Source organism: Rhodoferax sp. (assembly GCF_028714215.1).
GTDB lineage: Bacteria > Pseudomonadota > Gammaproteobacteria > Burkholderiales > Burkholderiaceae_C > Rhodoferax.
Genome location: NZ_JAQTMS010000005.1, coordinates 77,941 through 98,708 on the forward strand (window position 1 = coordinate 77,941; position 20,768 = coordinate 98,708).

14 protein-coding genes and 1 tRNA gene are annotated in these 20,768 nt (G+C 63.2%); 12 read left to right on the forward strand and 3 right to left on the reverse strand.

Annotation, left to right across the window (positions count from 1 at the left end; all coding sequences use genetic code 11):
* Nucleotide 1 precedes the first annotated feature (1 nt).
* The 7 genes from PHS32_RS03820 to PHS32_RS03850 all read left to right on the forward strand — a co-directional run bounded on the left by PHS32_RS03820 (nucleotide 2) and on the right by PHS32_RS03850 (nucleotide 12,237).
* Nucleotides 2–1,960, forward strand: a complete 1,959-nt coding sequence (locus PHS32_RS03820) for an HD domain-containing phosphohydrolase (protein WP_301077499.1) — start codon at nucleotides 2–4, stop codon at nucleotides 1,958–1,960.
* An 18-nt stretch (nucleotides 1,961–1,978) separates the two neighbouring features.
* Nucleotides 1,979–3,790 (forward strand): diguanylate cyclase, encoded by a 1,812-nt coding sequence (locus PHS32_RS03825; RefSeq protein WP_301077500.1) that lies wholly within the window; start codon nucleotides 1,979–1,981, stop codon nucleotides 3,788–3,790.
* Nucleotides 3,791–3,836: 46 nt separating this feature from the next.
* Nucleotides 3,837–5,807, forward strand: a complete 1,971-nt coding sequence (locus tag PHS32_RS03830) for an acyl CoA:acetate/3-ketoacid CoA transferase (RefSeq protein WP_301077501.1) — start codon at nucleotides 3,837–3,839, stop codon at nucleotides 5,805–5,807.
* Between the two features lie 15 nt (nucleotides 5,808–5,822).
* Entirely contained in the window at nucleotides 5,823–6,149 is a 327-nt protein-coding gene (locus PHS32_RS03835) for a hypothetical protein (RefSeq protein WP_301077502.1), read from the forward strand.
* 51 nt (nucleotides 6,150–6,200) lie between these two features.
* Nucleotides 6,201–8,288, forward strand: coding sequence for a hypothetical protein (locus PHS32_RS03840; protein WP_301077503.1), 2,088 nt, complete (start codon nucleotides 6,201–6,203; stop codon nucleotides 8,286–8,288).
* 36 nt (nucleotides 8,289–8,324) lie between these two features.
* Nucleotides 8,325–10,814 carry a UvrD-helicase domain-containing protein gene (locus PHS32_RS03845; protein ID WP_301077504.1) on the forward strand — a complete coding sequence of 830 codons (2,490 nt, stop codon included), beginning with the start codon at nucleotides 8,325–8,327 and terminating at the stop codon, nucleotides 10,812–10,814.
* A 109-nt stretch (nucleotides 10,815–10,923) separates the two neighbouring features.
* Complete coding sequence (locus PHS32_RS03850; RefSeq protein WP_301077505.1) at nucleotides 10,924–12,237, forward strand: hypothetical protein; 1,314 nt, start codon at nucleotides 10,924–10,926, stop codon at nucleotides 12,235–12,237.
* Between the two features lie 30 nt (nucleotides 12,238–12,267).
* Here PHS32_RS03850 and PHS32_RS03855 read toward each other — a convergent pair whose 3' ends face one another.
* The 3 genes from PHS32_RS03855 to PHS32_RS03865 are packed head-to-tail and all read right to left on the reverse strand — an operon-like array spanning nucleotide 12,268 to nucleotide 14,339.
* Complete coding sequence (locus tag PHS32_RS03855) at nucleotides 12,268–13,047, reverse strand: BPSS1780 family membrane protein (protein ID WP_301077506.1); 780 nt, start codon at nucleotides 13,045–13,047, stop codon at nucleotides 12,268–12,270.
* Nucleotides 13,044–14,039 carry a homoserine kinase gene (locus PHS32_RS03860; RefSeq protein ID WP_301077507.1) on the reverse strand — a complete coding sequence of 332 codons (996 nt, stop codon included), beginning with the start codon at nucleotides 14,037–14,039 and terminating at the stop codon, nucleotides 13,044–13,046. Before PHS32_RS03860 ends, PHS32_RS03855 begins: the two co-directional genes overlap by 4 nt.
* A 3-nt stretch (nucleotides 14,040–14,042) precedes the next feature.
* Nucleotides 14,043–14,339 carry a hypothetical protein gene (locus tag PHS32_RS03865; protein ID WP_301077508.1) on the reverse strand — a complete coding sequence of 99 codons (297 nt, stop codon included), beginning with the start codon at nucleotides 14,337–14,339 and terminating at the stop codon, nucleotides 14,043–14,045.
* Nucleotides 14,340–14,409: 70 nt separating this feature from the next.
* Here PHS32_RS03865 and polA point away from each other — a divergent pair, with 70 nt between their 5' ends.
* From polA to PHS32_RS03890, 5 genes are all read left to right on the forward strand, one after another.
* Nucleotides 14,410–17,181 carry a DNA polymerase I gene (polA, locus tag PHS32_RS03870; RefSeq protein WP_301077509.1) on the forward strand — a complete coding sequence of 924 codons (2,772 nt, stop codon included), beginning with the start codon at nucleotides 14,410–14,412 and terminating at the stop codon, nucleotides 17,179–17,181.
* Between the two features lie 50 nt (nucleotides 17,182–17,231).
* A tRNA-Arg gene (locus PHS32_RS03875) sits at nucleotides 17,232–17,308 on the forward strand.
* 702 nt (nucleotides 17,309–18,010) lie between these two features.
* Nucleotides 18,011–18,730 (forward strand): DUF6088 family protein, encoded by a 720-nt coding sequence (locus tag PHS32_RS03880; protein ID WP_301077510.1) that lies wholly within the window; start codon nucleotides 18,011–18,013, stop codon nucleotides 18,728–18,730.
* Nucleotides 18,727–19,803, forward strand: coding sequence for a nucleotidyl transferase AbiEii/AbiGii toxin family protein (locus PHS32_RS03885; protein WP_301077511.1), 1,077 nt, complete (start codon nucleotides 18,727–18,729; stop codon nucleotides 19,801–19,803). The genes PHS32_RS03880 and PHS32_RS03885 overlap by 4 nt, the downstream gene beginning before the upstream one ends.
* Nucleotides 19,800–20,711 (forward strand): AbiJ-NTD4 domain-containing protein, encoded by a 912-nt coding sequence (locus tag PHS32_RS03890; protein WP_301077512.1) that lies wholly within the window; start codon nucleotides 19,800–19,802, stop codon nucleotides 20,709–20,711. Before PHS32_RS03885 ends, PHS32_RS03890 begins: the two co-directional genes overlap by 4 nt.
* Nucleotides 20,712–20,768 lie beyond the last annotated feature (57 nt).

Genomic DNA, 20,768 nt, shown 5'->3' on the forward strand with positions numbered 1-20,768 from the left:
CATGGAGCAGGCGCCGATGAACCGGGAACTGCGGGTTTTGATGTTGGAGGACACGCCCACCGACGCGGAACTGGCGGAGCACGAGCTGCGCAAGGCCGGCATGACCTTCACTTTAAAGCGCGTGGAGCGGCGCGCTGCGTTCGTCCAGGCGCTGGAGGAATTTCATCCGGACATCATCCTGTCGGACTACAAGCTGCCCGACTTCAACGGCATGGACGCGCTGGGAATAGTGCAGCGCGACCATCCTGATATACCGATGGTCATGGTCACCGGCGCGCTCAGCGACATCGACGCGGTCGAGTTGATCCATGCCGGCGCCAAGGATTACGTGCTGAAGGACCGGCTGGCGCGCTTGGCGCCGGCGGTCCAGCGGGTGCTGGCGGCGGCGCAAGTGGAGGCGGCGCGCAAGTCGGCTGAAATGGCGCTGCGCGAGAGCGAGGAAACGCTGCGCATGGTTGCGGCGTCGGCACAGGACGCCATCCTGATGCTGGACAACGATGGCAAAGCCGTGCTCTGGAACGCGGCGGCGGAAAGAATGTTCGGTTATTCAAGGCAGGAAGCGCTTGGCAGGGATCTGCACGCCTTGCTCTCACCGGCACGTTTTCTCGAAGCGCAGCGCACGGCGTTCAGTCGCTTCAAGTCGACTGGAGAAGGCGCGGCAGTGGGCAAGGCGCTGGAGCTGGCGGCGCTGCGAAAAGATGGCACGGAGTTCCCGGTCGAGCTGTCTCTTTCCGCGGTCAAGCTCAAGGAGCGCTGGCACGCGGTGGGCATCGTGCGCGACATCACCGAACGCAAGCGCGGCGAACTGGCGCTGGCCAGAGCCAACCGCGCCCTGCGCACCCTGAGCGCCTGCAACGTGGAACTGGTGCGCGCCGCCAACGAGCCGGAGCTCCTCAACGCCGTTTGCCGGTTGCTCGTGGACATCGGCGGCTACCGCATGACCTGGGTCGGATTCCCCGAGCAGGACGCGGCCAGGACGGTGCGCGCGGTGGCCCATTATGGGCACGAAGAAGGCTACCTGGCGACGGCCGAAATCAGCTGGGCCGACACTGAGCATGGTCGAGGCCCGACCGGCACGGCGATCCGGACCGGCAGCGTTCAGGTCAATCAGGATTTTCTGGCCAACCCGATGATGACGCCATGGCGTGAGGAAGCGTCCAAGCGCGGCTATCGGTCCAGCATCGCATTGCCGCTCAAGAGTGCGGCGGACATTCTGGGCGTGCTGACCATCTATGCAGCGGAGCCCGACGCCTTCAATGAAGCCGAAATGAGCCTGTTGCAGGAGCTTGCCGAAGACCTGGCTTTTGGCATCCAGACCTTGCGCACCCGCCTGGAGCGCGACCGCATTGCCCACGAGAGCCTGCAACATGCCGAGGTACTGCGGCAAAGCCTGGAGGAATCCATCAAGGCGATTGCCAATACGGTGGAAATGCGCGACCCGTACACCGCCGGCCACCAGCGCCGTGTCGGGCAACTGGCGGTCGCCATCGCTCGGGAACTGGGCCTGCCAGAAGAGACCAATCATGGCATCGAACTCGCGGCCAGCATTCATGACCTGGGAAAGATCAGCATCCCGGCGGAAATCCTCTCCAAACCCAGCAAGCTGACGGCGATCGAGTTCATGCTGCTCAAGAATCACGCCCAGGCCGGTTTCGACATTCTCAAGGGCATCCAGTTTCCCTGGCCCATCGCCACCATGGTGCTGCAGCATCACGAACGGCTGGACGGCTCCGGCTATCCGCAGGGACTCAGGGGCGAGCAAACGTTGCTGGAGTCGCGCATCCTGGCGGTGGCCGATGTGGTCGAGGCGATGGCCTCGCATCGACCCTACCGGGCGGCGCTGGGGAGCGGCAGCGCGCTCAAGGAAATTGAAAGAGGCCGGGGCACTGTCTACGACGCGGCGGTGGTCGATGCCTGCCAGCGGCTATTTACGCAGAAGCGCTTTGCCTGGTCCGCCTGATTCGGCCCTGGAGAAGAAATGAACAGTGATCTGAGGGTACGACCGTGGAACAGCATCCCCATCAGGCTGGGCCTGGGGGTGCTGCTGATCAGTCTGGCGGCGTTTGCGCTGACGCTGTCGATCCTGGCCCGGCAGGAAGAGCAGCAGTTCACTGCGGCGCATCTGGCGTCGGCGCACAAAATCGCGGCTGTAACGGTGGCCGATCTGGCCGATCAAATGATGGCCGGGGGCGGCACGGCGGTCTGGCGTGCGGTCTCCGCCAGAACGGTGCTGCGCGCCCAGCTGACCGGCGCGGCCCCGATTCTGGTGCTGAACCAGGACGGCGTCGTCAAGGCCGGCTCCGACAGCGCCCTGGTCGGCACGCGCCTGGCGACCCGGGGCAACGCCGCCTGCCCGGCCTGCGACAGCGCGCGGGCACAGGACTTTCCGGCGTCGGCGATCGTCAGCACGGCGCAAGGCGCACGCCAGTTGCGCGTCGTCAACCTGATCCCGGTCACGCCAGCCTGCCAGAGCTGCCACGGTGCCGATGCGCCGCTGCGTGGCTACGTCACGATTGATTTCGACCTGTCCGCTCTCGATAGCAGCATCGCCCAGCGGCGCCTCAGCGTCCTGCTGGTGAGCCTGCTGGCAGGCCTGGCCATGCTGGCGCTGGTCGCGCTGCTGTTCCGGCGGCTCGTGATGCGGCCGATCCACGCCTTGATGGGTTCCCTGCAAGACCTGGCCGGTGGCGACCTGGGTGCGCGCACGCTGGTGCAGGGGCGCAATGAACTGTCGCTGCTGACGCGCGATTTCAACCACATGGCGGCTCGCATCGAGGAACAGGTGGCCCGCATCGCGTCGGCCCACACCGAATCGGCACTGCTCTACACGCTGGTGGTGGAGGCTTCCAAAAATCTGGAGATGAGCGACTTTGCGACCGGCGTGGCGCGAGTCGTGCTGGACAAGCTGCATGCGAGCTACTCGGCCTTCTTTCTGGAGGCCAGCGACGGCGGCTGGATCTGCGCCAGCGCCGGGACGCCGCGACAAGAGGTCCTGGCCAGGGGCGAGGACAGCCTGGAGACGGCGCTGCTGTCAGACACGGCGCAAATGCAGCAACTGCTCGATGGCATCCCGGCGCAATTTGTGGCAACTGCTTGTCGCAGTCAAAAGTTGCAGTTCACGGGAGCCGCCGGCGAGCTGACATTTGCCCTGCCGGTGCTGGCCGAGACGCGCCTGGTGGGTCTTTTGCTTTGCGTCGGTGTTGCGCAAGCGACCCGCGTCGATGAAGAACTGCTCACCAACCTGGCTGCCCACCTGACCCTGGCGGCGGTCAATTCGCGCAACTACACGGGGGCCATTACCGATGGGCTGACCCGGCTCAAGAACAAGCGTTATGGCCTGGCCCGACTGGAAGAGGCCGTGTACGCGGCGCGGCGTTACAAGTCCGGACTGGCGCTGGCGATGTGCGACATCGACCATTTCAAGCGGGTCAATGACAACCACGGCCATCAGGCCGGCGACGCCGTCCTGAAGGAAGTGTGCCGGCGCATCGTGGCCTGCATTCGCAAGGCCGATATCGCGGTACGTTACGGCGGCGAAGAATTCCTGCTGATCCTGCCCGAGGCCGACGCCAATTCACTGTCGGTCATCGGCGAGACGCTGCGCCGGGCGGTGGCTGCTGCGCCGGTCGACCTGGGCGCGGTCGGGGGTTCCCTGCCGATCACGCTGAGCGTTGGCATTGCCGCTTTTCACGCCGACAGCGACAGCGCCGACGCGCTGATCGCGCGGGCCGACCGGGCGCTTTACCGGGCCAAGGAAAGTGGACGCAATCGGGTCGAACTCGATCCCTGAAAAAGAGATCGTGAGGGGGCGGACATGACAGCGACAAGGAGACCTTATGCATACCAATTTCGATGTCAATGAGCATGTCGGTCCGGGGACCCGGCGCAACAAGGTGGTGTCGGCCACCGAAGCGGTGCGCCTGATCCATGACGGCGACACGGTGGCCACCGGGGGGTTTGTCGGCGTCGGCTTCGCCGAAGGAATTGCGGTGGCGCTGGAGGCCCGTTTTTTGGCGACTCAGGCCGAAACCGGCAGCGGCGCCCCGGCGCAACTGACTTTGGTCTACGCCGCCGGGCAGGGCGATGGCAAAACGCGCGGACTCAATCATTTTGGCCACCAGGGCATGGTGCGGCGCGTGGTGGGCGGCCACTGGGGGCTGGTGCCGGCACTGCAAAAGCTGGCGGTGGACAACCAGATCGAGGCCTATAACCTGCCGCAAGGTGTCATTTCCCATCTGTTTCGCGACATTGCGGCGGGCAAGCCCGGCACTCTGACGCATGTCGGCCTGGACACCTTCGTCGATCCGCGCTTTGGCGGTGGCAAGGTCAATGCGCGCACCACGGAAGAGCTGGTGCGCCTGATGGAGATCGATGGCCGCGAGTATCTGTTTTACAAGGCGTTCCCGATTTCGGTGGGCATCATTCGGGCCACCACGGCGGACCCGGACGGCAACCTCAGCATGGAGCGCGAAGCACTCACGCTGGAGGCGCTGGCGATTGCCATGGCGGTGCGCAATTCAGGCGGCATCGTGATCGCGCAGGTGGAGCGCCTGGCGGCGCGCGGCACCCTGCATCCGCGTCAGGTCCGGGTGCCGGGCGTGCTGGTCGATGCGGTGGTGGTGGCGACCGAGCCGGCGCACCACATGCAAACCTTTGCCGAACAGTACAACCCGGCCTATTCGGGCGAAATCCGCGTGCCGGTGGACACGCTGGCGGCGCTGCCGCTGAGCGAGCGCAAAGTGATTGCCCGGCGCGCGGCCATGGAGTTGCGCCCCAACTCTGTGGTGAATCTGGGCATTGGCATGCCCGAGGGCGTGGCCGGTGTGGCGGCCGAGGAAAAGATGATCGACTTGATGACCTTGACGGCGGAGCCCGGTGTGATTGGCGGGATTCCGGCCAGTGGCATGAGCTTCGGCGCCGCCGTCAATACCCAGGCGGTGATCGACCAGCCCAACCAGTTCGACTTTTATGACGGCGGCGGGCTCGACATTGCCGTGCTGGGCCTGGCACAGGCCGATGCCGAGGGCAATTTGAATGTCAGCAAATTCGGCAGCCGGCTGGCCGGCGCGGGCGGCTTCATCAACATCAGCCAAAACGCCAAGACGGTTGTGTTTGCCGGAACTTTTACCGCCGACGAACTGGACCTGCAGGTCGAAGGCGGTCGGCTGCGGGTGGCCCGTGAGGGCCGGACGCGCAAATTCGTCAAGGCGGTGGAGCACCGCACCTTCAGCGGACGCGAAGCCCTCAGACGGGGCCAGCGCGTGCTGTACGTGACGGAGCGCTGCGTGTTTCGGCTGCAGGGTGACGCCCAGCGCGGCGGTGGCCTGGAGTTGATTGAGATTGCGCCGGGCATTGACCTGGAGCGCGACCTGCTGGCACACATGGATTTCATGCCGGCGATCAGCCCGCAACTCAAATTGATGGACGCCGCCCTGTTTGCGCCCGAGCCCATGGGTTTGCGTGAACGCCTGCTGGCGACACCGCTGGCACAGCGCTTTGAACTGGACCGCGAGCATCGTCTGCTGTTCATCAATTTTGAAGGGCTGGCGATCGATTCGCTGGCCGATATTGTCGAGGTCGAACGCATGGTGGAAGCCCTGCTGACACCGCTGGTGCGAACGCCCGAGGAGCGGGTGGTGGTGGTGGTGAACTATGATAGCTTCAGCATCCTGCCGGCGTTGGTGGAAGAGTATTCCGCGATGGTGAAACGTCTGACCGAGCGCTTCTACAGCCGGGTCACCCGCTACGGCACCGGCGGGTTCTTGAAAGCCCGGCTTGATGCTGGCAAGATGGCGTCGGTCGGTTAACTGAAAGGCATTCGAATGGTCTTGTTTCACTGGCGGCGCGACGCCTTCATCGGCTTGCTGGGCGCCGCCCTGTTTTCAGCGCTGGCGGCGCAGGCCAGCTCCCAGTTGGCGGCGGACAAGGGCTGCTACGCTTGCCATGGCGCTTACCGGCGCGCCGATGCCCCGGCCTTCGACAGCCTGTCCAGGCGGCTGGGTCGGCTCAAGGGAAATCCGGCGGCGGAGAAGGATTTTGTCGAAAAGTACAACCAGGGTGAGTTCCTTGAACACATCGAGGCGCATGAGCGCATCAGTCGCGAGTCCGCCAGCCTGCTGATTCATTGGCTGGTCGAGGGCGCAAAGTAGACCGGGTGGCGGAGAGTCATGAGAGAATAATCGTCACTCGGGAAAGCTTTGTTGAAACATAGAACCAAAATTGTAGGACTGGCGTTGCTTTGCGTGGCGTTCGGCAGTGCCGCGCTGACGCTGGGCCGTGCTCGCGGTGCGGTGTTGATCGGACAGCCCCTGGACCTTGCGGTGCAGATTCAATTGGATGCAGGGGAGGAGGTTTCGGCCTCATGTTTCGATGCCGAGGTATTCCATGCCGATGCACGCCAGGATGGCAATCTGGTGCGTGTGCTGGTCGAGGCGGAGCCGCAAAGCCGCAGCGCCAGGGTCCGGGTTTTGTCTTCGGCGCCGGTCGACGAGCCGGTGGTCACAGTCTATTTGCACAGCGGCTGCGGCCAGCAGACAACGCGGCGCTATGTGCTGCTGGCCGATTTGGCCAGTGAAGCAGCGCCGTCCCAAGTGCCCACGCTCTCCGCAGCGGCGCTGTCGGCAGCGGCCAAGCCGGATGTGACGCCGCCCCGGGCCGCTTCCGCCAAGCCAGCGGCGACGGCTTCTGCGGCGCCGCTGGCCGCCACTGTTGCGCCGGTCAAAGCGAAGACGGTGGCGACCCTCAAGGCGGTTGCCGGGCGCGCCGTTGACGGCAAGCAGCCGGCGGTGAAGGCGGCCCCGAGTTCGGCCCGGCCGGCGCTGTCCGCCAGCAAAGCCAAGGCGAGTCGCCCGGTTGGCCAATCGCGCTTGAAACTCGACCCCCTGGAAGTGTTGTCGGACCGCATCGCCAACCTGGATTCCTTCATGAGCTTCGCGCCGTCCGAGGATGCGCTGCTGAACATCAAGAAAGTGCAGACACTGGAAGCGGATGTCAAGGCTTTGCGTGCTTCCGCTCTCAAGAGCGAGGCCAGTCTGGCGGACTTCAAGGCCCGGTTGCAGAAGGCCGAGGCGGATCGTTTCCCGGGCGTTGTCATTTATGCCTTGGCCGGCCTGGTGGTGGCCTGCCTGGCGGCTGTGGCCTGGCTTTGGAATCGCCAGCGCCGCGCCACGCCGGGGGGTTTCGATTGGTGGAGCGACGCCACCGCGCCGCCGGACTCGCACTTGCCGGTGGATCGCGTCAGCGATTTGGCAGCGCGCAAGCCCGCGGAGCAAGGGGCTGAAGCCAAGGATTCGCGCGGTGCCGCGTCGTCCTGGTCAGCCAGTCAGCCGGCTTATTCGTCCAAGCCTGATGCGCTGTGGGATGAAGCGGGCCGGGCGGCCCCGTCCGGTCTTGCGCCGGCCAGCGCGGCTGCAGGAGAAGACCACAATCAGTCGGCGCCGGAGCACGCCAGCCTGGTGCGCAGCCTGAACTCGGCGGCGATATCGGAGATACGCCAACAGGCCGAGTTTTTTGTCACGCTCGGCAAAACCGATCAGGCGGCGACACTGCTGAAGAAGCAAATCAGTGAAAGTGAAGAGCCCAATCCCTTTGTCTATCTGGATTTGCTCAGCCTGCTGCACTCGCTGGGCCTGAAAACCGAGTTTCAGCAGTATTGCCAGGATTTCAATTTGCTGTTCAACGGGACGGTGCCGGAGTTTGCTTTCTTCAAGGATGAAGGCCGCGACCTGGAGTCCTATCCCGATGTCTTGTCCCGCATTGCCGAACAGTGGCCGACCGTCAAAGTGCTGGAGCTGATGGAGGCTTGCATTTTCCGGGATCCATGGGCCGAGCTGAACCAGCCTTTTGATTTGGCGGCATTACGCGACCTGCTGCTGCTGCACGAAATAGCCCGCGGCATTGTGTTGGCGCCAGTATCGCAAGGGGCTGAAGCAGCCCGCGGCAATGCGTCAGGATCAAGTTCCGCGACCGAAACAAGCGAGTCCCCGTCGGCCGATTTTGACTTTGTGGATTCCGTGTCATCGAGTTTCCCGGCCTTGTCGGAAAGCGCCATGGCCGATTTGTTTGCCCGGGAAGTGCCGGAGCCTCCCATGCTGGACCTGGACCTGTCCGTCCTGGAACGACAGAGTTCTTCCGAGCCGCCGACCCATAACCCGGATATCGACCTGGCCCAGTTGCCGCCCAGTGCGCACGGCACGCAGACCGACGACGCCGGTACCACCGAATGGCCTGAGCCTTTTCCGCTACCTGGGTCGGGCCGCCAAAAACCGGGACCGGAACCGATCCTTTGATGCCGTCGGGGCGGCCAGGCTTTCTACAATCGCCGGATGTTCTCTGAATCGACACACGGGCTCGCCCGGAATTCCCCGCTGCTGCAAAATCTCAACCCGGAGCAATCCGCCGCGGTCACCCTGCCGGCCGAGCACGCGCTGATTCTGGCCGGCGCCGGCTCCGGCAAGACCCGGGTCCTGACGACCCGCATTGCCTGGTTGCTGCAGACCGGCCAGGTGTCACCCGGCGGCGTGCTGGCGGTGACTTTCACCAACAAGGCGGCCAAGGAAATGCTGACGCGCCTGTCCAGCCTGTTGCCGCTCAATGTACGCGGCATGTGGATCGGCACTTTTCATGGTCTGTGCAACCGCTTCTTGCGCGCCCACTTCAAGTTGGCGAACCTGCCGCAGAGCTTCCAGATCCTGGACACGCAGGACCAGCTCTCCGCCATCAAGCGCTTGTACAAGCAGTTCAAGCTGGATGAGGAACGTTATCCGCCCAAGCAGATGCAGTGGTTTATCGCCGGCTGCAAGGAAGACGGTTTGCGCCCCAACATGGTCGAGGCACGGGATCAGGAAACGCGCAAGAAGATCGAGATTTACCAGCTCTATGAAGACCAGTGCCAGCGTGAAGGGGTGGTCGATTTCGGTGAGCTGATGCTGCGCAGCTACGAGGTGCTGCGCGACAACGATCCGATTCGTGAACACTACCAGCGGCGCTTTCGCCACATCCTGATCGACGAGTTTCAGGACACCAACAAGCTCCAGTATGCGTGGATCAAGATGCTGGCCGGCACCGGCGCCGCCAGTTCCATTGACGATGCGTCGGCTTTCAATCCCACCGGCTGTGTATTGGCGGTGGGCGATGACGACCAGAGCATTTACGCTTTTCGCGGCGCGCGGGTCGGCAACATGGCCGATTTTGTGCGCGAGTTCAAGGTCAAGCACCAGATCAAGCTGGAGGAGAACTACCGCAGCGGCAGCCATATTCTGGACACCGCCAACGAGCTCATCAGCCACAACAACAAGCGCCTGGGCAAGAACCTGCGCACCGCGCAAGGCCCCGGTGAACCGGTACGGGTGTTCGAGGCCAACAGCGACTTTGCCGAGGCCCAGTGGCTGGTGGACGAAATTCGAGAACTCGTGGGGGCCGCCGCGCCGGGCCGCCCCAAGCAAGGCCGCGCCCCCTCGGGGGGCAGCGAAGCACACGAAGTGGCAAGCGTGGGGGCCGGTTTCTCCCGCAAGGAAATCGCCGTCCTGTACCGCAGCAATGCGCAAAGCCGGGTTTTGGAGACCGCCTTGTTCACGGCCGGCGTACCGTACAAGGTGTATGGCGGCTTGCGCTTTTTCGAGCGCGCCGAAATCAAGAATGCACTGGCTTATTTGCGCTTGCTGGAAAACCCGCGCGACGACACCAGTTTTTTGCGGGTGGTGAATTTTCCGCCGCGCGGCATCGGCCTGCGCAGCCTGGAACTGTTGCAGGACGCGGCGCGTGCCAGCGGCTGTTCCTTGAGCGACGCCGTCAGTGGTCTGGGTGGTAAAGCGGGCACCAATATTGGTGCTTTTCTGGCCGGCATTGACGTGCTGCGCGAACAAACGCAAGGCCAGAACCTGAAAGACATCGTCGAGGCTATGCTGCTCCACAGCGGCTTGGTCGAGCATTACAAGGCCGACCGCGAAGGCGCCGACCGGGTCGAAAATCTGGAAGAACTGGTCAACGCGGCGGAGAGTTTTGTCTCGCTGGAAAACTTTGGTCAGGATGCCGGCGCGTTGCCGCTCGATGAACAGGGTCGCGCCCTGACCCAGTCTCCGGCGTCGCAAGGCCTGGACCTGAATCAGGCAGCGGCGCCGGAGCCGGCGCCCGATCTGGAGACCGGCGAAACCCAATCGCCGCTGGCGGCGTTCCTGTCGCATGCGGCGCTGGAAGCGGGCGACAACCAGGCGCAGGCCGGGCAGGACGCGATCCAGCTCATGACGGTGCATTCCAGCAAGGGGCTGGAGTTCGATTGCGTCTTCATCACCGGCATGGAAGAAGGCCTGTTCCCGCACGAAAACTCCCTGAGCGACCGCGACGGCCTGGAGGAAGAACGGCGCCTGATGTACGTGGCCATCACCCGAGCCCGCAAGCGGCTCTACCTGAGCCATTCCCAAACCCGCATGCTGCATGGCCAGACGCGCTACAACCTCAGGAGCCGGTTCTTTGATGAGTTGCCGGAAGCGGCGCTCAAGTGGATCACGCCCAGGAAGCAGGGATTCGACGCCGGATCGGCTGCCGGTTCAGGCGCTTTTGGTGCTGGTTACAAGGCCGGCCGAGGCGCCTTCGGCACCGATTATTCGAGGTTTTCCGCCGCCCCCCTGCCGCCGCAAAAAGCGGCTCCCACGCAGGGTCTGCGCGCCGGCATGAAGGTGTTTCACAACAAGTTCGGCGAGGGCACGGTGCAAACCCTGGAGGGCAGCGGTGACGATGCCCGGGCGCAGATCAGCTTCCCGCGCCATGGGGTCAAGTGGCTGGCACTGAGTGTGGCCAAATTGACGCCGCTGCCGTGATCCCGTTCGCCTGGGGTCGCCATCAATTGCCGGTCTGCTGCTTGTGGCGCGCCGTTGGCGTGGTCTGGCGCTGAAAACATGAGGAACTGTGGATTTAACTGGAGTAAAAATGACTAAAAAGGGAAGGTGGGTGCGCCGTGCACTGGCGTGCGGTGCGATTCTGGCGACAACCTCGATGCCGCCGGCATGGGCGCAAGCTGAGAGCGGCGCGCCAAAGCAGGCCGCCAATCCGGCCGGCGCCAGTTCGGCCGCTGTCGCTGGCGAGAGCGAGTTGACGGTACGGCCGGAGATCGGCCTCCTGCTGCGCGAGGCACAGCGTCTGTTGGGTGAAAAAATGAACCAGGAGGCAGCCGGCAAACTGGTCGCGGCCGAAGCGGTGGCCGACAAGACCCCTTATGAGCAGCACATTCTGGCGCGCTTGAAGGGAGCCCTGGCGGTTGCGACCGGTGACATTGCCCAGGCGGCCCAGCAGTATGAGCTGGCGAGCCAGGGACCCTGGTTGAAGCCGGCCGACAAGGTCGTCAGTCTGCAAGTGATTGCCGGCATGTACTACAACGCCAAGAACTACGCCGAGGCGAGCGCATGGATAGTGCGTTACCGCCAGGCCGGGGGTGACGACCCGGCCATGAACCGGCTGCTGGCGCAAAGCTATTACCTGGCCGCGGACTACGCCAATGCGGCGCAAGCGCTGGAGGCCGAGATCGGCAAGGCGAGCGCGCTGGGCCAAACCCCGAGCGAGCGGCAACTGCTGCTGCTGGCCGACGCGCGCAGTCGCTTGCGGGACGACGGCGGCCATGCCAAAGCCCTGGAAATGGTGGTCCGGTACTACCCCAGCAAGGCCAATTGGCGACCCCTGTTGGGGCGTTTGTGGGCCACGCCCCAGTTGGCGGGGCGTTTGCAGCTCGATGTGTTTCGCTTTCAATTGGCCAGCGTGGGTTTCAGCCAGGGCAGCGACTACGGCCAGATGGCCGAGTTGGCCTTGCAGGAAGGCTCGGCCATCGAAGCCGCCAAAGTGCTGGAGCAGGGCTACGCCGCGGGTCTGTTGGGCAGCGCCGACAAGGCCGGCGATCTGAAGCGCCTGGGTGACAAGATCGCCAGGTCGGCGGCGGAAGACCGCGGCACCCTGGAGAAGGATGTGGCCCGCGCCAAAACCCTGCCGGATGGCTTGGCGATGTTCAATTACGGCTTCAATTTGTTCCAGCTCGGGCAGACCGAGCGCGGCCTGGCCCAGATGGAACAGGGACTGGCCAAGGGCATCGCGCGCAACAGCGATCTGGCCAGGCTGCGGCTGGTGGCGGCCTACGCCCAATTGGATCAGCGCGACAAGGCGACACAACTGCTGTCGACACTGGCGGGCAAGGCCGAGCCGGTCGGGCTGGCTGAGCTGGTGCGCTACTGGAACCTGTGGCTGCGACGGCCGTGAGGCCGCTGCGCGGCGCCGCTGGTGGCGCCGTCAGAGCGGCGCTTGCGGCGGCGGCTGGAAGCTGTCGCGGAAGGTGAAATAGAGCGAGGTAAAAAACATCGACGCCAGCAGCAGCAGGGCCGGAAACAGCAGGTCGACGGCCAGGCCGGGGTTGCCCAGCAGCGCGCCCAGCGTGGTGATGGCGGCCACCAGCAGCAACAGCGTCGCCAGCCACATCAGGGCAAAAACGGCATAGGCCCAGAAATTGCGCAAGCATGCCACCAGGCTGAAGAAAAGGCTTTTGATCGGTGGCAGGGCATGCCAGTGCACCAGCGCCGGCGCATGCCAGAACATCAACGACAGAGGCAGATGCAGGCCGATGAAAACCCACATGGCGGCCTGAAAATCGCCCTCCAGCATCATCTCGCGGCTGGGGGTTGCGCCGCCCAGATAAACGCGGGCAAAGTTGCCCCCATCGACCAGGTAGGACAGCGCCATGGCGCCGAGAAAACCAACGGCGTACAAGGCGCCCAACAGCAGCATGGCGCGCGCCTGTTGTCGACCGGCGCGAAACGCCGCCAGCAATACCATGGGCATCGGAAAACGGCCATCGATCGCCTCCCGCGTCGCCACCATCAGGCCCAGCGTGGCGGCCGGCAGCAGGGTCATGGCCAGGGCAAAGCCAATGTAGGGGATCTGGCTGGCAACGGTCATCACGGCCATGAACATGAAAAACAGACCGGCCAGTGCCAAGGGCTGTTTGAAGAACGTCCGCATCCCCAGCTTGACCCACAAAATGCCGGTGCGCGCCGGAACAAGGTTGAGCTTCATGGGCAACTGGCCGTCAGGCTGGACCGGTCCGGCTGGGTCACTCGGGCGCGCAGTACCCGTTCGAAATGGCCTGGGTCGTGGGCCTTGAGCATGCTGGCCTGGCGCGGCAGGTGGTAATCCCAGAGCCGCGAAATCCAGAAGCGCAAGGCGGCGCCGCGCAGCATGGCGGGCAGCAACTCGCGCTCCGCTGGTTCCAGCGGCCGCACCGACTGGTAGGCGGCCAGGAAACTGTCGGCCCGCCGGGCCTGATGGGCACCCGTCTGGAGGTCGACACACCAGTCGTTCAGGCACACCGCAACATCAAAAATCCAGCTGTCGACACCGGCAAAATAGAAATCGAAGAAGCCGCTGAGACGGGGTTGGCCGTCGATTACTTCAAACATAACGTTGTCCCGAAACAGGTCGGCGTGAATCGGGCCGCGCGGTAGGGCGGCATAGCTGGAACTGGCGGCAACCTGGTTCTGGTAGGCCAGCTCGCCGCGGATCAAGGCCGCCTGCGGGGCGTTCAAATGGGGCAGTACCACCGGCACTGTTTCGTTCCACCAGGGCAGGCCGCGCAGATTGGCTTGCGTCATCGCAAAGTCGCGTCCCGCCAGATGCATTCGGGCCAGCATGGCGGCCACTGCCGCGCAGTGCACGGGGCCGGGGCTGAGCTCGTTTTTGCCGGGCAAACGATTCACCACGGCGGCCGGTTTGCCCTTGACCTCCAACACCAGGCGGCCCTGCGCGTTGGGGCTCGGGTTGGGCACCGGGATGCCGCGCTCGGCCAGGTGCTTCATCAAATGCAGGTAGAACGGCAATTGCTCGAAAGTCAGCCGCTCGAACAGGGTCAGCACGTAATCGCGGGTTTGCGCGTCGCGCTGCGCGGTCACGAAATAGTTGGTGTTTTCGATGCCGCCGGAGCAGCCTTGCAGAGCCCTCAACTCACCCAGCTTGAGTTGTTGCAGCAGGGCGCGGACCTCTTCGGTCGAGACTTCTGTGTAAACCGCCATGACTCAAAAACTCAGAATTTTCCAGCTGCGCTGGCCGCTGTCGGGCGCAATTTGATAGGCCGGCAGGCCGCCTTTGGGCTGCACGCTGATGGATTGCGTCTCGCCGCCGACCCGCAGCTCGTCAATGCGGGCTGCGCTGTCCTCTACCTGAATGCGTTCGGCGCGTTTTTCCACGGCCGCCGTCACGCTGGCGCCGGAAGCCATGGGCGGGGCGGAAGCTTTGGCAGCGGGGGCCGGCGACTGGGCCCAACCAAGACTGGCAGCAGACAGGTAAAGACCAAGAAACAGGACAGAGCGCATGGTTTGATTGTAGAACCACGGGGGGTCTGCCTGGCACAGGCAAAATAGGCGCATGAATGAGGCCCAATCAATGAAAAAAACCCTGCTGCTGGTGGACGGTTCGAGCTACCTGTACCGCGCCTTCCATGCCATGCCCGATTTGCGGGCGGTGCCTGGCGATGCCGGCAGCGCGCCCACCGGCGCCATTCGCGGCATGATCAATATGCTGCAAAGCTTGCGCAAGGAGGTGCCGGCCGATTTTGCGGCCTGTGTCTTCGATGCCAAAGGCCCCACCTTCCGCGACGCGCTCTACCCGCAGTACAAGGCACATCGCTCGCCCATGCCGGATGATTTGCGCAGCCAGATCGAGCCGATCCATGAAGTGGTGCGCCTGATGGGCTGGAAGGTGCTGGCGGTGCCCGGTGTCGAGGCCGACGACGTCATCGGCACGCTGGCCGTGACGGCGGCGCAGCAAGGCATCGAGGTGATTGTGAGCAGCGGCGACAAGGATCTGGCGCAACTGGTCAACAGCCACATCACCATCATCGACACCATGAACGGCAAGCGCCGCGATGTGGCCGGGGTTGAGACCGAATTCGGCGTGCCGCCGCGCTTGATGGTGGATTTTCAGACCCTGGTGGGCGACGTCATCGACAACGTGCCGGGTGTGCCCAAGGTCGGTCCCAAGACCGCTGCCAAGTGGTTGCAGGAATACGGCTCGCTGGACGGCGTGGTGGCCAACGCCGACGCCATCAAGGGCGCGGTCGGCGAGAACCTGAAAAAGACGCTGGACTGGTTGCCGCTGGGGCGCCAGTTGCTCACCATCAAGACCGACTGCGACCTGAACGGCTGGGTGCCGGAACTGCCGGCGCTGGATTCCATAGCCACCGGCACCCTCAATACAGAGGGTTTGGCGGTTTTTTACGAGAAATACGGTTTCAAAGGCTTGATCAAGACGCTGGGCGCCGAGGCGTCGCCAACGCGCACCGCCAAGCCGCGCGAGCCAGGCCTGTTCGACGAACCTGAAGCGGCCCAGACCCCGGTCGCGTCGTCCGTCGCTAGCGTGCATTACGACACCGTGCTGGACTGGCCGGCCTTCGAGCACTGGCTGCACAAGATCGAAGCCGCCGAGCTGGTGGCGCTGGACACCGAGACCACGTCGCTGGACGAGATGCGGGCCCAAATTGTCGGTATCAGCTTCAGCGTGACGCCGGGCGAGGCGGCCTACATCCCGCTGGCGCACAGCTACCCCGATGCGCCGGCGCAATTGCCACGCGACGAAGTGCTGGCTCGGCTCAAGCCCTGGCTGCAGGATGCCGGCAAAAAGAAGCTGGGCCAGCACGTCAAATACGACCGCCATGTGTTCGCCAACCACGGTATCGAGGTGCAGGGCTATGCCCACGACACCATGCTGCAAAGCTACGTGCTGGAAGTGCACAAGCCGCATGGGCTGGCCAGCCTGGCCGAGCGCCATCTGGGGCGCAGCGGCATCAGTTTTGAGGATTTGTGCGGCAAAGGCGCGCATCAGATCTGCTTTGACCAGGTCGATATTGCCAAGGCGGCCGAGTATTCCTGCGAAGACTCGGATATGACGCTGGACGTGCACCGGGTCTTGTGGCCCCGGCTGCAGGCCGACGACAAATTGCGTTTCATCTACGAGTTGGAAATCGCCAGCAGCGAGACGCTTTACCGCATCGAGCGCAACGGCGTGTTGATCGACGCGCCGACCCTGGCGGCGCAGAGCCACGAACTGGGGGGCCGCATCGTGCAACTGGAGAAAGAGGCGCACGAACTGGCCGGCCAACCTTTTAATTTGAGCAGCCCGAAGCAGATCGGCGACATTTTCTTTACCAAGCTGGGTCTGCCGGTGGTCAAGAAGACCGCCACCGGAGCGCCCAGCACCGATGAGGAAGTGCTGGAAAAACTGGCCGAGGATTACCCCTTGCCGGCCAAGATTCTGGAGCACCGGGGCCTGGCCAAACTCAAGGGCACTTACACCGACAAGCTGGCGCAACTGGCCGATCCGAACACCGGCCGGGTTCACACCCATTACGCGCAAGCGGTGGCGGTGACCGGGCGGCTTTCCAGCAACGATCCGAATTTGCAGAACATCCCTGTGCGCAGGGTGGAAGGGCGGCGCGTGCGCGAGGCTTTTGTGGCGCCGGCGGGTTGCGTCATTGCCAGCGCCGACTACAGCCAGATCGAGCTGCGCATCATGGCCCACATCAGCGGTGACGCCGCCCTGCTGCTGGCTTTTCACGATGGCATGGACGTGCACCGCGCCACCGCCGCCGAGGTGTTTGGCGTCGCTACCTCGCAGGTCAGCAGCGAGCAGCGCCGCTACGCCAAGGTCATCAACTTCGGTCTGATCTACGGCATGAGCGCCTATGGCCTGGCGCGCGCCCTGGGTATCGACAACACGGCCGCCAAGAACTACATAGAACGCTATTTCGAGCGCTACCCCGGCGTGAAACACTATATGGACCAGACGCGCCAGAGCGCCAAGGCCAAGGGCTATGTGGAAACCGTGTTCGGCCGCCGTCTGTACCTGCCGGAAATCAATTCTCCCAACGGTCCGCGGCGCAGTGGCGCCGAGCGCGCCGCCATCAACGCCCCGATGCAGGGCACCGCGGCCGACCTGATCAAGCTCAGCATGGTCAAGGTGCAGCAGGTGCTGGATGAGGAAAAGCGCGGCACCAAAATGATCATGCAAGTGCATGACGAACTGGTGTTCGAGGTGCCCGAGTCAGAGGTGAGCTGGCTCAGGACCGAGATCCCGCGCCTGATGGCCGGCGTGGCGCATCTGAAAGTGCCTTTGCTGGCCGAGGTCGGCGTGGGACCGAACTGGGACAAAGCGCATTGAACTGAAGCGGCGGGGACCCAGTCCGGCTTCCTGCTATAATTTCCCGCTTGGCGGCTGTAGCTCAGTTGGATAGAGTACTTGGCTACGAACCAAGGGGTCGTGGGTTCAATTCCTGCCAGCCGCACCAGTAAAGACGAGGGTTAGCGTGTAAGTACACGCTAACCCTTTTGTCTTTTATGCCAAGCCTGGGAACGATTTGGGAACAGTAGCGGACGAGGTTGTCGCAACGATGGTTGGTCATGCTCGCCAGCGCACAGCGAAGTCCCAGCGTTCAGTGTTGTTTTTCTGCCTCCGGATCTACTCACGGTCCAATTGAGTATCCATGGGGCACGATGAGCTTTCTTGGGTGTCATTGCCTCTGAGAACTGCTTGAGTCGTTACTTCAAGACTGTTTCTCTCTGTCGGCGTGGGCTCGCCACCATCTGTTCCGCCGGGGGTGCCGTCCACTCGGCTCAAAAGTAAGCAATCGCCGGCCCGCAGCCCGTGTTTCGTTTCAACCCCGGTCTGTGGTATCCGGCTGTGACTGGGATTTCATGAGCCGTTGTGGGCCATCGAGAAGATGATGTGCTCTTGTTGGACGAAACAATCACCTTGCGTACGTGGGAAGATCGCTCTCCAGTTCGCCTGACTATGAGAGACCTCTGCGATGTGTCGTCGCGCCTGTCCCTCCTGGTTGAGGAGTTAAAAAAATCGTCTTGTCCGAAAAAGCTATGCAACTTTCGGACAAATCAGAGTTGGAGGAAAATATCTCATCGTCTAAAAATAGCCACATGTTTCGGACAAAACTCTTGCCTAAAGTCCAGAAAACGCCTACAAACATCGGACAACTATGTCCGATCTCAAATCCGCTGTCGTATCCCTCATCAAAGCCGACGGGGCTAGCCATGTCTGGGTGCCGACGGACTTCGCTGCTTTCGGTAACCGCGATGCCGTCGACAAGACGCTGCAACGCCTGGTCCGCGACGGTGAACTGCGCCGCATCGACAGGGGGCTGTACGACAGGCCGACCATCAACCGCCTCACCAAACGGCCCACCAGTCCGGACTATCGCGCCGTGGTGGACGCCATCGCGCGCCGGGATCAACTTCGGCTGCTCGTTGACGGCATGACTGCGGCGAACGACCTCGGTCTAACGGACGCGGTGCCCGCCCGCGTCACGATTCACACGGACGCGCGGCGCCGGGCCGTCCGGCTGGACAACCTCGTCATCGAGTTCAAGCAGACAGCCCCCGGCCGTTTGTACTGGGCCGGCCGGCCGGCGATGCGTGTCGTGCAGGCTCTGCACTGGTTGAAGGACACCTTGGCCACGGACCGGCAGCGAATTCTGAGCAAGCTGAGCAAGCTGCTCGCAGATCCGATCCACGGCAATGCAGTACGCAAGGACCTCTTGGAAGGCTTCAGTACGTTGCCGACCTGGATGCAAAGTCTCGTTCGAGAACTGCCGGGATGCGATCCAAAAACTGCCACCGCCACCGTGCTCAAACGGCCTCAGACCAGCGGAAGCGCCAAACGCCCCCGCTCGAAGCGAGTGATCGGGGAGGTTGTTTGAACCCCGCTTTCCAAGCCGTGATCGTGGCGAACGATGCCGAGCGCCGGGATCTTTTCCTAGGCGCTGCGGCGCGCCTGGGCACCGCTGTCCAGAACGTCGAAAAGGACTTTTGGGTCTGCTGGACTCTGGACGCGCTGTTCAACGGTCTCCCTGCTGGCGGCCCGCGACTGCTGTTCAAGGGCGGTACATCCCTGTCGAAGGCCTTCGGGCTCATCTCCCGGTTCTCCGAGGACATCGACATCACGGTCTTCCGCGATGACCTGGGCCAGCGTGTCGAGGCGGCGGACCTGGACGGGCTCAGCGGCAAAAAGCGCCGCGCCCGGCTCGACGCCATCCGCGATGCCTGCCAAGGTTACATCGCGGGGCCGCTGACCAGGCAGCTCGCCGAAATCGCGGCGACTGCGATTCCCGGAGGACGTTTCCGGCTGGAGGCAGATCCCGACGACAAGGACGGGCAAACCCTGCTGTTCTGGTATCCCGTGGTTACGGCTGACGAGGGCAATTACATCCGCGCCGCCGTCAAGATCGAGGCCGGCGCCAAATCCGCACCGGATCCCCACATTGCCGCAACAGTGACGCCCTACGTGGCGGCCGATTTGGCCGATCTGGACCTCGCAGTCCGCAATGTCACGACGGTACAACCGGAACGAACCTTCTGGGACAAGGTCATCATCCTCCACGGTCTGCGCCAGTGGTACGAGCGTCGTAAGGAACTGCGGCACGAAGGCCAACGGGTATCGCGTCACTACTACGACGTCCATCGGCTCGCGCAGGCTGACGGCGCGCAAGCGTGGCAAGCCGATCACAGTCTTGCCATCGACTGCGCCACGCACGCCAGACTGTTCTTCGGCAGCCCGGACTTGGGTCTGGACTCTGCGGCTGTGGGCACGTTTGCGCTAACCCCCGACGCCGCGATGCGCGACGCACTCGGGCGGGACTATGCAGCCATGTCGGGAATGATCTTCGGCGACATCCCGTCTCTTGACACGGTGCTGACCAGCGTTGCGGCCTTGCAGGACGCGATCAACGCCGCAGCCCCAAAGCCAGCCTCGCGCACAGGGAAACCCGCGTGATCGACTATTTCAGCGACCGCCAAAACGGGCCTGTTGCCCGTACCGAAGAAGTGATCACTCCGGTGGTGTGGGCTGCCATCGTCGCCACGGTACGGGGCTTGATCAACAGCGGTGCATTCGGTCAGCGCTTCCCCGAGCGCTGCGCCGACGGGCAGGCCGTTTGTGGATGTGATGAAGCCGCCTTTGGCGCTGCGGTCGTCGGAGAAATTCGCGGACTGGAATGGCCGCTACAAACCACCAAAAAAGTGGAAGAGAGCTTCATCTCTCAATGGGAGCCATTCGCGCCAGACACACTCCTCATCCTGGACTTCGTGGCATACGTGCACGCCATGGCGGCCAAGCCCATCCAGCGTGAATATCACAATTTTCTGAGGCACCATCACTTGGCGTTTGACCAAGAAGCCGGTCAAGAAGAATTTCGTGACACGATAAACCGTTACTTTGGACGCAACGGCCTTGCGTTCGAGATGCAGCCGACAGGTCGCATCGTTCGCGTGCTGCCACCTGTCATCGATCTGGCCCTCAGGCGCACGACGTTCAACACCGGCGAGCGCACCCTGGATCTCCTGCTCGAAGAGGCGCGAACCAAATTTTCAGACCCCAACTCGCTGATCAGACGGGAAGCGCTGGAACGACTGTGGGATGGCTGGGAACGCCTCAAATCTTTGGCAGATCCGTCGAACAAGAAAAACTCGGTCCACCTTATTCTGAGTGCAGTGACAGCGGAACCTGCCCTGTACGCACGGCTGGACGCTGAGGCGCATCAATTGACCTCAATAGGCAACGATCACCTCATTCGGCACTACGAAGTAAATCAGAAGCCCGTGATCGACGCAGATCATGTTGATTACCTTTTCCATCGCCTGTTCGCAATGATCCAGTTGGTGCTCAGAAAGAAGGCGGCGTGACCATGCCCCACAAAAATCTCGCGCCGACTCTCAGTAAACCAATTTTCCTTCTTGACT

Excerpts from the sequence above, each read along its gene's own strand:
- PHS32_RS03820 (WP_301077499.1), top strand. The coding sequence starts at position 2 with ATGGAGCAGGCGCCGATGAACCGGGAACTGCGGGTTTTGATGTTGGAG.
- PHS32_RS03825 (WP_301077500.1), top strand. The coding sequence starts at position 1,979 with ATGAACAGTGATCTGAGGGTACGACCGTGGAACAGCATCCCCATCAGG.
- PHS32_RS03830 (WP_301077501.1), top strand. The coding sequence starts at position 3,837 with ATGCATACCAATTTCGATGTCAATGAGCATGTCGGTCCGGGGACCCGG.
- PHS32_RS03835 (WP_301077502.1), top strand. The coding sequence starts at position 5,823 with ATGGTCTTGTTTCACTGGCGGCGCGACGCCTTCATCGGCTTGCTGGGC.
- PHS32_RS03845 (WP_301077504.1), top strand. The coding sequence starts at position 8,325 with ATGTTCTCTGAATCGACACACGGGCTCGCCCGGAATTCCCCGCTGCTG.
- PHS32_RS03850 (WP_301077505.1), top strand. The coding sequence starts at position 10,924 with ATGACTAAAAAGGGAAGGTGGGTGCGCCGTGCACTGGCGTGCGGTGCG.
- PHS32_RS03855 (WP_301077506.1), bottom strand. The coding sequence starts at position 13,047 with ATGAAGCTCAACCTTGTTCCGGCGCGCACCGGCATTTTGTGGGTCAAG.
- PHS32_RS03860 (WP_301077507.1), bottom strand. The coding sequence starts at position 14,039 with ATGGCGGTTTACACAGAAGTCTCGACCGAAGAGGTCCGCGCCCTGCTG.
- PHS32_RS03865 (WP_301077508.1), bottom strand. The coding sequence starts at position 14,339 with ATGCGCTCTGTCCTGTTTCTTGGTCTTTACCTGTCTGCTGCCAGTCTT.
- polA (WP_301077509.1), top strand. The coding sequence starts at position 14,410 with ATGAAAAAAACCCTGCTGCTGGTGGACGGTTCGAGCTACCTGTACCGC.
- PHS32_RS03880 (WP_301077510.1), top strand. The coding sequence starts at position 18,011 with ATGTCCGATCTCAAATCCGCTGTCGTATCCCTCATCAAAGCCGACGGG.